At 49.2% G+C, this 13,135-nt stretch carries 13 protein-coding genes; 5 read left to right on the top strand and 8 right to left on the bottom strand.

Going from position 1 to position 13,135, the window contains the following annotated elements; all coding sequences use genetic code 11:
* The first annotated feature begins 214 nt into the window (after positions 1 to 214).
* The 5 genes from M0415_RS20675 (at position 215) to M0415_RS20655 (ending at position 7,673) form a co-directional block, all read left to right on the top strand.
* Complete coding sequence (locus tag M0415_RS20675) at positions 215 to 772, top strand: recombinase family protein (RefSeq protein ID WP_001162012.1); 558 nt, start codon at positions 215 to 217, stop codon at positions 770 to 772.
* 2 nt (positions 773 to 774) lie between these two features.
* Positions 775 to 3,747, top strand: coding sequence for a Tn3 family transposase (locus tag M0415_RS20670; protein ID WP_249556657.1), 2,973 nt, complete (start codon positions 775 to 777; stop codon positions 3,745 to 3,747).
* 1,240 nt (positions 3,748 to 4,987) lie between these two features.
* On the top strand, positions 4,988 to 5,221 hold the full coding sequence (locus M0415_RS20665; protein ID WP_123115295.1) for a hypothetical protein: 234 nt from the start codon (positions 4,988 to 4,990) through the stop codon (positions 5,219 to 5,221).
* A gap of 290 nt (positions 5,222 to 5,511) precedes the next feature.
* Complete coding sequence (locus tag M0415_RS20660; protein WP_123115296.1) at positions 5,512 to 6,855, top strand: hypothetical protein; 1,344 nt, start codon at positions 5,512 to 5,514, stop codon at positions 6,853 to 6,855.
* A gap of 2 nt (positions 6,856 to 6,857) precedes the next feature.
* Complete coding sequence (locus M0415_RS20655; protein ID WP_123115297.1) at positions 6,858 to 7,673, top strand: hypothetical protein; 816 nt, start codon at positions 6,858 to 6,860, stop codon at positions 7,671 to 7,673.
* 151 nt (positions 7,674 to 7,824) lie between these two features.
* Here the strand turns inward: M0415_RS20655 and M0415_RS20650 are convergent, their stop codons facing one another.
* The 8 genes from M0415_RS20650 to M0415_RS20615 form a co-directional block, all read right to left on the bottom strand.
* Complete coding sequence (locus tag M0415_RS20650; protein ID WP_249556659.1) at positions 7,825 to 8,130, bottom strand: hypothetical protein; 306 nt, start codon at positions 8,128 to 8,130, stop codon at positions 7,825 to 7,827.
* 80 nt (positions 8,131 to 8,210) lie between these two features.
* The gene (locus tag M0415_RS20645) at positions 8,211 to 9,074 is read right to left on the bottom strand and encodes a DNA adenine modification methylase (RefSeq protein ID WP_123115299.1); all 864 of its coding nucleotides are present in this window, start codon (positions 9,072 to 9,074) and stop codon (positions 8,211 to 8,213) included.
* 119 nt (positions 9,075 to 9,193) lie between these two features.
* Positions 9,194 to 9,490: a hypothetical protein gene (locus M0415_RS20640; protein WP_123115300.1), complete on the bottom strand. Its 297-nt coding sequence runs from the start codon at positions 9,488 to 9,490 to the stop codon at positions 9,194 to 9,196.
* A 69-nt stretch (positions 9,491 to 9,559) separates the two neighbouring features.
* Entirely contained in the window at positions 9,560 to 9,934 is a 375-nt protein-coding gene (locus tag M0415_RS20635; RefSeq protein WP_208162830.1) for a hypothetical protein, read from the bottom strand.
* 17 nt (positions 9,935 to 9,951) lie between these two features.
* Positions 9,952 to 10,494 (bottom strand): hypothetical protein, encoded by a 543-nt coding sequence (locus M0415_RS20630; protein WP_123115301.1) that lies wholly within the window; start codon positions 10,492 to 10,494, stop codon positions 9,952 to 9,954.
* Between the two features lie 74 nt (positions 10,495 to 10,568).
* Complete coding sequence (locus tag M0415_RS20625) at positions 10,569 to 10,943, bottom strand: hypothetical protein (RefSeq protein WP_123115302.1); 375 nt, start codon at positions 10,941 to 10,943, stop codon at positions 10,569 to 10,571.
* 12 nt (positions 10,944 to 10,955) lie between these two features.
* A complete protein-coding gene (locus M0415_RS20620; RefSeq protein ID WP_123115303.1) occupies positions 10,956 to 11,159 on the bottom strand; it encodes a 2Fe-2S iron-sulfur cluster-binding protein in 204 nt (67 codons plus the stop codon).
* 623 nt (positions 11,160 to 11,782) lie between these two features.
* Positions 11,783 to 12,895, bottom strand: a complete 1,113-nt coding sequence (locus M0415_RS20615; RefSeq protein WP_123115304.1) for a DUF7146 domain-containing protein — start codon at positions 12,893 to 12,895, stop codon at positions 11,783 to 11,785.
* Between the last annotated feature and the right edge of the window lie 240 nt (positions 12,896 to 13,135).

The raw sequence follows: 13,135 nt of genomic DNA, 5'->3' as shown, positions 1-13,135 counted from the left end.
CGTCCGCTGATGGCCGGCAGCAGCCCGTCGTTGCCTGATGGATCCAACCCCTCCGCTGCTATAGTGCAGTCGGCTTCTGACGTTCAGTGCAGCCGTCTTCTGAAAACGACACCATGTGCAAACGATGTCAGAATAGAGTTAAATTTCCTATTGATTGACATATTCCGTCAAAGGTAATAGATTTCATCCTGACACTTTTGCCTTTGGAGGCATCTTGCAAGGTCAACGCATCGGCTATGTCCGCGTCAGCAGCTTCGACCAGAACCCGGAACGGCAATTGGAGGGTGTTCAGGTGGCGCGGGTGTTCACCGACAAGGCTTCTGGCAAGGACACCCAGCGTCCCGAGCTGGAAAGGCTGCTGGCCTTCGTCCGCGAGGGCGACACCGTGGTGGTGCATAGCATGGACAGGCTGGCACGCAACCTTGATGACCTGCGCCGCATCGTCCAAGGGCTGACACAACGGGGCGTGCGCATGGAGTTCGTCAAAGAAGGGCTGAAGTTCACCGGCGAGGACTCACCGATGGCCAATCTGATGCTGTCGGTCATGGGAGCCTTCGCTGAGTTCGAGCGCGCCCTGATCCGCGAACGTCAGCGCGAGGGAATCGTGCTGGCCAAGCAGCGCGGTGCCTACCGGGGACGAAAGAAATCGCTGAACAGCGAACAAATTGCCGAGTTGAAACGGCGAGTTGCGGCAGGCGACCAAAAAACCTTGGTGGCCCGTGACTTCGGCATCAGCCGCGAAACCTTGTACCAGTACCTGCGGGAAGACTGACCATGCCACGCCGCTCAATCCTGTCCGCCACCGAGCGCGAAAGCCTGCTGGCACTGCCAGATGCCAAAGACGAACTGATACGGCACTACACGTTCAACGAAACCGACCTGTCGGTGATCCGTCAGCGTCGCGGCGCCGCGAATCGATTGGGCTTCGCTGTGCAGCTTTGCTACTTGCGATTCCCTGGCACCTTTTTGGGCGTCGATGAGCCTCCGTTTCCGCCCCTGTTGCGCATGGTGGCCGCGCAACTCAAGATGCCAGTGGAAAGTTGGAGCGAGTACGGCCAGCGCGAACAGACACGGCGGGAGCACTTGGTCGAGCTGCAAACGGTTTTTGGGTTCAAGCCCTTCACCATGAGCCACTATCGGCAAGCCGTGCATACATTGACCGAGCTGGCCTTGCAGACCGACAAAGGCATCGTGCTGGCGAGCGCACTTGTCGAGAATCTGCGGCGGCAGAGCATTATCCTGCCCGCCATGAATGCCATCGAGCGCGCAAGCGCCGAGGCCATCACCCGTGCCAACCGACGCATTTACGCGGCGCTGACCGATTCTTTGTTATCACCCCACCGTCAGCGCCTGGACGAACTTCTCAAGCGCAAGGACGGCAGTAAAGTGACGTGGCTGGCATGGCTGCGCCAGTCGCCTGCCAAACCGAACTCTCGCCACATGCTCGAACATATTGAGCGCCTGAAATCCTGGCAAGCACTTGATCTGCCCGCAGGCATCGAGCGGCAGGTTCACCAGAACCGCCTGCTCAAAATCGCTCGTGAAGGTGGCCAGATGACGCCTGCTGATCTGGCAAAGTTCGAGGTGCAACGACGCTATGCCACGCTGGTAGCGCTGGCCATCGAAGGCATGGCCACCGTCACCGATGAAATCATCGACCTTCACGATCGCATCATCGGCAAGCTGTTCAACGCGGCCAAGAACAAGCATCAGCAGCAGTTCCAGGCTTCCGGCAAGGCGATCAACGACAAGGTGCGGATGTATGGGCGCATCGGTCAAGCGTTGATTGAGGCCAAGCAAAGCGGCAGCGATCCGTTCGCCGCCATCGAGGCCGTTATGCCCTGGGACACCTTCGCCGCCAGCGTCACCGAAGCGCAAACATTGGCGCGGCCTGCCGACTTTGATTTCCTGCACCACATCGGTGAAAGCTATGCCACGCTACGCCGCTACGCGCCGCAGTTCCTGGGCGTGCTCAAATTGCGGGCTGCGCCCGCCGCCAAGGGTGTGCTCGATGCCATCGACATGCTGCGCGGCATGAACAGCGACAGCGCGCGCAAGGTGCCCGCCGATGCGCCAACCGCATTCATCAAGCCGCGCTGGGCAAAGCTGGTTCTGACCGACGACGGCATCGACCGGCGTTACTACGAGTTATGCGCCCTGTCGGAGCTGAAGAACGCGCTGCGCTCCGGTGATGTCTGGGTGCAGGGTTCTCGCCAGTTCAAGGACTTCGACGAATACCTGGTGCCGGTCGAGAAGTTCGCCACTTTGAAGCTGGCCAGCGAATTGCCGCTGGCAGTGGCCACCGACTGCGACCAATACCTGCATGACCGGTTGGAATTGTTGGAGGCGCAACTCGCCACAGTCAACCGCATGGCTGCGGCCAACGACTTACCGGATGCCATCATCACCACCGCGTCAGGCCTGAAGATCACGCCGCTGGACGCGGCAGTACCAGACGCCGCGCAAGCCATGATCGACCAGACAGCTATGCTGCTGCCGCACCTCAAAATCACCGAGTTGCTGATGGAGGTCGATGAATGGACGGGCTTCACCCGCCACTTCACACACCTGAAGACCAGCGACACGGCCAAGGACAAAACCTTGCTGTTGACGACGATCCTGGCCGACGCGATCAACCTGGGTCTGACCAAAATGGCCGAGTCCTGCCCTGGCACCACCTACGCCAAGCTGTCTTGGCTGCAAGCCTGGCACATCCGCGATGAAACCTATTCGACGGCGCTGGCCGAGCTGGTGAATGCGCAGTTTCGGCAACCCTTCGCCGGCAACTGGGGTGACGGCACCACGTCATCGTCGGACGGCCAGAACTTCAGAACCGGCAGCAAAGCAGAAAGCACTGGTCATATCAACCCGAAGTATGGAAGCAGTCCAGGACGGACTTTCTACACCCATATCTCCGACCAGTACGCGCCCTTCAGTGCCAAGGTGGTCAACGTGGGCATTCGTGATTCAACTTACGTGCTTGATGGCCTGCTGTACCACGAGTCGGACTTGCGCATCGAGGAACACTACACCGACACGGCAGGCTTCACCGATCACGTGTTTGGCTTGATGCATTTGCTGGGATTTCGCTTCGCGCCGCGTATCCGTGACTTGGGCGAAACCAAGCTATTCATCCCCAAGGGCGATGCCGCCTATGACGCGCTCAAGCCGATGATTAGCTGCGACAGGCTGAACATCAAGCAAATACGCGCCCATTGGGATGAAATTCTGCGGCTGGCCACCTCCATCAAGCAAGGCACGGTAACGGCTTCGCTGATGCTGCGCAAACTCGGCAGCTACCCGCGCCAGAACGGCTTGGCCGTGGCGTTGCGCGAGCTGGGGCGCATCGAGCGCACGCTGTTCATTTTGGATTGGCTGCAAAGCGTGGAGCTGCGCCGCCGCGTCCATGCGGGGCTGAATAAGGGCGAGGCGCGCAACGCGCTGGCCAGGGCGGTCTTCTTCTACCGATTGGGTGAAATCCGCGACCGCAGTTTTGAGCAGCAGCGCTACCGGGCCAGCGGCCTCAATCTGGTGACGGCGGCCATCGTGTTGTGGAACACGGTATATCTGGAGCGTGCCACCAGTGCTTTGCGTGGCAACGGCACGGCGCTGGACGACACATTGTTGCAATATCTGTCGCCGCTGGGGTGGGAGCACATCAACCTGACCGGCGATTACCTATGGCGCAGCAGCGCCAAGGTCGGTGCGGGGAAGTTTAGGCCATTGCGACCGCTGCCACCGGCTTAGCGTGCTTTATTTTCCGTTTTCTGAGACGACCCCAGAAGGACACAGTTGCCGCACCTGGTAACATTTATGTTTTGGGAGAAGATTTAGTTGGCAGTATGTTTGGTCAAGAGCTATCAGGCTCTATAGACCTTTATGTTTACTGCTCCACCAGCTGCTCTATAGACAAGCTGCTTGCCGCGGCAAATACCCCTGCGTTCTCTGCAGTAATTGTTGAGCAACATAAAGATCATGCCCATGTCCAGGTTACGTTTAGAAAGAAATAATGGACGCGAAAAAAAACCGGCAGAAGCCGGTTTCTTTCCCTCGGTCACCCCTGACCGAGTAAGAGGACACACCATGATTAACATAGTGTGAACTTCCATAATATAGGTGTTATTTGAATTTGTAAATGTCCTTTTTTAGTTTCTACCAGGTGATCTTGATAGTTGTCAGTATGCGGTAACGTTTGCGGTAGGCAATGTCTTTTTCCTCATAACTATCAATGACTTTTTATTCGGAAAATTTAAATGCTCATTTTGATCTTTGAAATGCGATTGTCTCATTTAAACAATCGGTAAGATTCAAGTGTATCCACTAGGAAGTAACTCATGAATTCTCGACTTGACTTTTCCAAATATAGATTTCTCTATGGTAATGATTTTTTCTCTCTCTTTCTTTCTTGCGGTAACCCGATTCAAAACACAATCCCAATAACTTCACGTAAAGCATTTCTTTACCATCTTGGAGACTTCTACGAAATGACAGACTCAGGCCTTGTTAAATGTGGGCGCTCTCAAAATGAGTTCTTAATAGGAACGTTAACAAAATCTGGGAATCTCTAGCACAGTTGCCGATCACGACAACTATGCCACTCTATAGGGGATGAATAGGCCCTTGCCTCACAGCTAGATAGGGGCTTCCCACTGCTCAAAGGATAGAGATCATGAATTCCAATAAACCTGTAAAAATGTATCCACCGCGGATACTCATAGAGACCTGGCTACAACTCCTCGAGAGTGAAGATGAAGTCATATCGAGGAGAGCTAAGGAAATGCTGCAAACAAGAGTAGGCACCCCTAAGGAAATCAGGGCATACCTTAACGTGGATAGGGGCTAGTTAAATGTCAAAGCGCAATAATGGTATGCACCGATGCGTAAGAGCAATTTCACTCGGTTCATGCTGCGTGTTTATGGCTTATTCATCATCTGCAAAGTCTGACTCTCAGGGCCGAAAGCTATGGCCAGCAATAGAACCACTATTATGATTATCACAGAACCCTTAAATGCCAACGAACCAGATCTACTCGTTGGAAACGAAAACAAAGACCTTTTGATTTATGACTTGGACGAACAATTTATTCACCGCCAACCACCGCCTGTGAATGGATGGACTCATGCATCCTTAGCGCAGTTTGATTTATACTATTTCGCACCATTTGGATGGCAGGCATACTTGGGATCTACGGATGAATGGATTGGCTGTTCTGAAGTTTAGACTCCACTCCCAAAGCCGGTTGTAGAGAAGTTAGCTAGTGATAGTTACCATCCATTGGATAGCCTTTAACTGGGCTTAATTACTCCAGTAAGGCTCACATGTTCTGACACACTAAATCCAGATTATCGTCGTCTAGATTGCCATTCTCTAAATGATGTGAGACTTTTCATATTCGCCGCTAAAACCATCGCCAAATGAGCTTTCACGCTTTAATATGCGGAATGGTTCTCCCGATTTGGCATGCCAAACGGGGGCAGGGATGAAAGATAAAGAATTCAAGGAGTCGAAGTATGCGAATAGTGCATTTCCGGGACGCTTATCAGGAAGATATTCCCATAATCGTCAACCCGGATAAGGCGGCTGGTTATATCCGTGAATACCTGAGCCGTCGGCCAGGATTTTATGAAACCATCTTTGGTATCGACACGTTTCTGCGAGATTCAGGTATCACTTATTTCCAGGGGCCACATCAAATCCCATCCATCATGGAACGGATCTCATGGCGGCTGGAGTCTGGCGATTTTCTACTACTGGGAGACAGGGAAGACGGCTTTGATACTATCCAGTTTTTCGGTGACATAAGCCCCTTTGTATCAAGCACTTTCCGTGAGCGCGTCAAACGTTTACCTCCCCGGCCGCAGCACGGCTATGGCAACTATTCCAAAGCACCAGATCCAATTATTGAGCCGGACATAACCCCGGCACCAGAAACCCCGGCTGAGTTGAAAGAAACCGGGATAACCCAAGCCATTAACGCCATGATGGGCGGGGCAAAACAGGTCATCAATGATTACATTGATGAGCAACGAGCATCACAAGCAGAATGGCTGGCTGATAAAGGGATCATTCAAGCCAAAGATGAAGCGACCGGCCAAATCCTGACCCCGGATGAGTTGGGAGAACGCTATCGGGGTAATCCAACTCTGCCACTTGCAGATAATGAGTTGGCCGGCGCGGAAGCGGTACAATCGCTGGTCGGTTATGAAGCCGCGCTTCTGGTGCTTGAGGCTGTCACCAACCGCAAGAAGCTTGTCACTGATTTGGCCGAGTTAAAAGAAGAAGCTGGTAAAATCCTATCCCAAATCAACACCAAATCCCCCAATGCCCTGAGTGAAGCCCTAGGACAATATGGCGCCGAGCAGGTATACAAGGACTTGGGGCTCAAGCAAAACGAGAGCTTTATCCACCGGTATCACGGCTGCGACAATATGATGGATTGTCAAAAGCGCGGCCTGGTTGAGATTGAGCACAAAGGTTACAACACAGATAGTACCAACATCAGTCGCAATCAATTTGGAGAACGACAAGGCTCTGATGAAAAAAATCTCCGCTGGTCGAAAAGGATGAAGAAAAAAGCCCCCAAAGTCGGCCAGGCCTCCAACCGTAAGGGCGGTCCCTATCAGCAGAAAGAGCAGGCGCTGTGGCAAAGTATCTTTGACAAAGAGGGTAAGAAAAACCACCTGGCGATATTTACCAACACCAAGACTGGCCAGGTACGTTACTTTTGGCAGGATAACAAAGGCAACCTGCTGCCGCCTAAAGACGGGGCGAAGCAAGAGTTCACCATCCCTGAGTTTGAGACAGTCAAGAACACCTTTGCTGATGGATTAAATGCATTGAAAGGAAACAAATAACCATGACCAAAAAAATCCCCCAACTCTCGGCTGAGCAGCTGGCCACTGAACTTCAAATCGATCTGGACGATATCGCCCGAAAAAAAGCCTTGGATGAAGCCGGGTTTTACAAGGATTATGAAAAAGAAAGTTATTACAGTGGCCGTGGGTTTGATCATGCCTCTGTGGCCATGTCCTATGCACTGAACCAAAAATTTGATGAGGCCAAGGCCGCTTTCAAAAAAGCCGCCGAGTATCAGTTACGACCACTAAAAATGGCTTTTGACCCCACTGACTCGGAGTTTATTGGTGAAAGGGTATCTCGAGGAAATCAAGCTATCAATGTCGTCAGTTGTTTCAACTGCGCCATGGCTGCCGGTGAGTTGGCTATCGCCAAAGAAGCCTGCTTGCTGTACCCGGAAGGACATTTTCCCGGCAACCCCAAACCGGATACTGCAGATGATTTTGTGCATGCGCTGAAAGCCTGGTTTAACGGCGACCATGATATAGCCAGTGCTCATTGCCAAAAGCGTCTGGACGAATACACCGCCAAACCCAGCAAAAAAATTACCTTCCGCAGTAATTACTTTACCTTGCACTTGGCACTGTGGGGGATCATTCACAAAGATGCGTTGAGCTTTGAAGATGGTATTAAACGCAACTTGGCTATTTGGCACCATGGCGCCCGTTACGGTGAAGAAAGCGGCACAACTCGCGGCCATTATGCCGAGTTTGCAGTGGCGCTGACAAACTTGGGGATCCATGCTGGAATGGAGCAGCCGGTTGTTGACCCATTCATCCCCCAGGGGTTGGTGTGGAGTAAGGCTGAACGAGACTGAATTGCACAGTTAACATCAATGTTAACTACCTGCTTTGTTATTGGTATATCGTTTTGTGGAGGGGTAATAAAGTTGGAAGCCAAATTTTCATAGCCAATATCTATAATGGACTTCTGCAAGATAATCTAAAGTAACTATAAGTGCCGTCAGTTTAATGTAAAAAAAAAGCCACCGTTAGGGTGGCTTTTTGGGGGCAAAGCTCGTTCAAAATTGCGCGAGCTTGCTGGATAGCTTCTTTCATAGAATACTTATCCAAGTGTTTAACCTCGAAACCGACGCATTCTCTGCCGTTTCGAATGAGATGAAACACTATGTCTTTGGCCGGTATACCGTAACTGACAATGTTTGTCGTCGAGTTACCCGGTTTATATTGAGTGTGAATGCGGCTAACTCTGCTGCTCCCTGCTATTTGCGCCAGGGCCATTCTTGGTCGCTCACTCATTGTTTCGATTATCATGTGTGTTCTCCTAATTGAATTTAAGGGAACACAGATCCCATAGGGATTAAGGTTCCCTATGGGGTGGTTTACGTTGACATCTACTTTAAACGATAAATACCGTTATCATTGATGATGTATGGACATTCCTTTAAGACCTTTCTTACAAAAGCCTCCGAGTAGTGGGGTGCTTTAGCCAGGATCAGACCTGTCAGCTGTTCCGCAGTAAAACCAGCACACTGCAGTATCCGGCGTATCGCTCGCGAGAGGGCCTCTGAGACAGATTTTGCCTTTTCTTCATGGTCATTGTGCAACCAGCTTAGGACATCTGATTCAGACTGCTTCTTAAAAACAAGCAGCTTCTCATGGGCAATTCGAACAAGCCTCCCTTGATATTGAGTCGAATCAGAGACACAGTTGTGTTGAATCTTAATTACTTCATCAACTAACGGATCGGGTGCCAGTTTTTCAACCAAGCTAGACCAATTGATGTACTGGCCATTTTTTCGCTGATTCCCCATCAAAACTGCGTAATGCCCGCCAGGTTTAACTGAGTCAGAAATGTTAAACAAACACACCTGCAAAGCAGCTGTAAATTGCTCATCACTCATTCGACTCAAGTCATGCTCATGAGGAGATCCCCACATATTTCCCGAGTAATTGATCATCGATCCATATGGGGCGTGAAAGAACACTAAATCAGCGAGCTCTCCCACCGTGCTTGCAAGATCATCATTTAGCAAATTGAAGCCTTGATGAAGGTCAGTGCAATACGATCGGATGCCCATTGTATTTGCCACATCAATAGACGTCCCTCCCCCAATAGCAGGATCAACAAAAAGTCCACCAGCCGGCAAATAGGTTTCGATCAGATCGACAATGATATGGCCGGTACAATTCCCACGATATCGACTATCGCCAAAATTTCCCCGGTTCGGGTAAGACACTACTGAATGGGTCAACATTTATAGCCCTCCCCATCAGCGATGTTACTTTCTCGTATTTCAAACATAATGTGTCCTCAAAATTCAGGGACACCTATCCCTAACGGGGTGTGTCCCGTTAGGGTTGTTGTTTAAATTGGTTAGATTGCGAGTGAAGCTAAATAACGGAATATCGACCCTGAGGCGATAGCCATTAGAGCCACTTTGAGGATGTAACTTAAGCTAAAGCTCGAGTTCTCTACAAGCTGACCTAACAGTATATTCCCGCCAAGGATACCAATAAAGATGATTAAATCTTCCTTAGTCGCGTCAAAGTAATGTACGTATCCAAATAACAAAGCAATTGTACAAATAGCATCGATAACACCATTGTATTGCTGCTCTCGACGCTCTTTAATCGCGCTTATATTGCATTCACCTTTCGACTCTTTACGCATAGCGTGACCTCTCTTTAGATTTAAGGTACACGCAGCCCAAAGGGCATTTGTGTACCCTTGGGGTTTAATTTACGAACGCATCAAATTGACGAACTCGATATGGTCTTTCAGATGTCCAGGCTTAATCGTGTCGAACTTGATGGCGCCCATAACCGAATCGATACCATTAACGGCATCAGTGTGGGGATAAAATGGGAACTCCGTTTTCGGTGGACCAAAGTAGTCTCCAAACACGGAAAGCAGTTCTCGTAGCTCAATAGTAGACCCATAGAGCAGCGCTGCTTCCATTTCCTTTTCATATGACTCATCGTTACTCGCCTTAGCAGTAGCTTTATCTAGCAACACCAAAGCATCATCTCGTTGAGTCGCCATCAACACCTGACGCATGTTGTCCAGAACATCTTTAAGCGAATAATGGTTAGCCAACTGCACTCTATCGTTCATCCCAATCACCTTAAAAATTAAGCTGCTCGTCGAGTAAGCACACGAGAATTAGCAGCATCGATGACCTTGGTCATGAAATTAACCATCATCTCGTTACCATTATCATTAAAGATTTCGCGCCAACTCGCCCAACTGGAAATATCCGTTGAACATAAATTGGTATGAAAGCTTTCTGTTTGCATCCACGTATTGCTAAGAAGCTTATGCATAGAGTCTGTTATTTGACCCATTGACATATGCTTTAAACTGAATGGTGGCTTGCTGATCAGCAATTTGGCTTTGGCATACTCGATCTCCTCCACCTCTTCGCCATGAATATGGCAATACTTTGTTTCTTGCTCTTTGTCGCCCAAAAACAACGGGTTAATTCCACTATAAAGTGGGATTAAGCCGGTACCATAATCTCGCAGAACCCACACAAACTCACTTGTGGGCTCAGAGATAGATGCCAATCGAATTTCTTCTTCGACAAAAGCCAGGAGGCCTCGATTTGTTACTGGCAAGGCCAGGGCCTTAGAAGCTTCCTGCATTTTAATTTTGATTGAAGAATGATCTAACATGATGTGTCTCTCCTAAATTTAGGGACACATCCCCCAATGGGAAAGGTGTCCCATTGGGGTGAAGTAGAGCCGTATTAGCTCGGTGGTTTTCTGCCGGTTATCTTGGCCATTGTTTCAAAGAGACTCTCGTCCGCATGATACCTAGCGATCCGAGACGGTGTAAATTTGCCACTCCAACTCAATGAAGTTTCAGCCGACACGCTATCCCTTATCATTTGTTTCTTACTTTGATCACAGAGCAGTTTATGTTCATTACAGTGGTATTGCTCAACAGCCAATAGGTATCGTATATCATTTAGAGCAACCTTCAGATCTTTCTGAATTTTTTGTCTCTTAATCAACTGATTACCTAAATAGAAGGCTGTGAAACTTGGTACAAACGCGGCAAAAATGCTGCTTATCGCCTTGATAATCGTGGCAAGTAAGAGGTTGTCAAATACGATTTGCATTATTCTCCCCCCCTACTGCTCTAGGATTATCGCGGTGACAGTTTCACAACAACAAGGCAAAATTTCATCGTTCCCCAGCATGGCTACTGGTTCTTTAATCCATTTGACTTGACCACTATGCAACTTAGCTATGCATTGCCCGCAATACCCATCCCGACAACCAAATGTGAGATTGTCATGATCTTTTAACTGTAAGTTAGCTTTGATGTTTATCATTTTGTCCTCCTAAATAGGATTTAAGAGGATGTCCCCGATAGGGGTTATCCCCTATGGGTGTTTTTAGCCGTAAGGCTCTCATATCAACTCTTTCGTCGACATCGGTCACTGACTACCCCTTAGGATAGAAAGCCGCTCTGGTTTCCCATGCTGAGCTTACATGCGCTTATATGAAACTAATGAGTCAAGCCTGCTAGGGCTTGAACACAATAGGGTCAGTGATAAACGATTGAGGAATACTCGCAAATCTAAATCGACTCTTAAATCGGCTTAGATTTGCGAGGCGGCCTGTTCTGCCGCCTCTCCACAGTCAAATTTCGGCTATAACTGCGTTCGGTTTAATGAGGTTTTTGTTTCGCGCCCAGGATGTCAATCGGTGTAATCTCTCATCACAGCTGAGATTTGCAACCGTATCTGCAACTTTAAAAGCACACGTCTTGGTTGACCCAATTGTCAAAATACTGCTTGCGGTATCAAAAATTCCTTCAACAACACTTGGCTTGCCCATAATACTCTCTCCACTAGTTAAGTAAGGTTATCCACCTCAAAACACACTCAAAAATGCGCTTTGAAGTGGATAACCCGCTGTCTACACCACAAGGGTGTAGACAGCAGAGAGAGCACTAGGCGATATAACCTTTGATCAGCTCTGGAGATGCATTAAATACATCGAGCCAATCCTCTTTTTCTGTGTTTAGGAAGTCAGGATAATAAATCTGACACTTAATCCCTCTTTCCTTTAGCTTAGCTTCGAGCTTTTGAGCGGAACTCAACCCCGCACCACTTGGCTCCTTATCAGCCCAGATAGCGACATGCGTGATGTCAGGTTCGGGCTCAAACTGAGCTAGTACGGTGTCACTGTATAACGACCAACAAGGCAACTTATTTGCATTGTATAGCGCTAATGCGGTTTCAATGCCTTCCGTCACCCCAATGTACTTTCCTCCTCCATCAAGTGATATCGGCTCACCTAAGCGAAATGCGCCCCCTGTCATAAAGTCAGGTGGACTCATCAATTTTTTCGCTTTGGGTACGTCTGCCTTGCCATGGCCATCAGGTCTAAGAAAAATACGATGGATCGTTAAGTTCGCCCCTTTAGCACTTGAGAAGATCCCCAACAAACATGGGAACGTTCCTAGTAACTTAGGTGCAGAGCCATTTTGCTCCGTGCAGTAGTATTTCAATCCGGGATGAAACCCGAGTGTTTTAGAAAAACGCTGAACTTCTTGAGGTGTTAAGGACAATCCTCGACTCCTGAGATAGTTCATAGCAATTTCCGACTTATAGGCAGGTATCGCATCATGATATACCTGCTGCAACTTCAGTAATCGCTTGCTTTTTTCTTGTTCACTGCAATATTGACTTTTTTGCACGTGCTCTCGACGTAACTGAGCAGCAACTTCCCGCCGGCTTACCTGGTGATAATCTCCACCTATGATCTGCATAACTTCATCTGCCGCCTCACTGATTGAGCAGTTGTTGTAAAATGCGACCACATTCAAGCCATCGGTTAATCGCCCCTGTTGATTGTGAAAAGCTTGTCCTGTCGTTTCCCAGCCGGTTACCAGTCTAAAGACTGTATTGCCCTTACCCGTTTTAGGACAAGGGGTTTGGCCAGGAAATCTGTCGACTGCAGCCTTCAAACCACTAAACCGTTCAAAGACACATCTCCAGCCGCCTCTTTGTTCGACAAGCGCTTTTACTTTTTTAATTTTTGAGCTCGTTGGGTGATACATGTTCAACTCCTTAATACCTGCGGAAACCCCAAAATTCCCTCGCTTGAAGAAACTTTGGTGGTTCCCGCAAGCTAAAGATGGCTACGCCCTACGAATAAGACGTAGCCAGGTTCCTATTTAGAAGTTGGCAACATGATCCACATTGCCCTAATCAAGACCTTCTTGCCGTTACGCATTACATAATAGGCAGTACAGCCACTTGCTCTTTTTTCCTTAATGATTGTATTTTTCATAGTGTGC

Source organism: Shewanella sp. 10B (assembly GCF_023475885.1).
GTDB classification, from domain to species: Bacteria; Pseudomonadota; Gammaproteobacteria; order Enterobacterales; family Shewanellaceae; genus Shewanella; species Shewanella mangrovisoli.
Note: the sequence above shows the minus strand (reverse complement) of the source record. Positions and strands in the feature narration are given on the sequence as shown.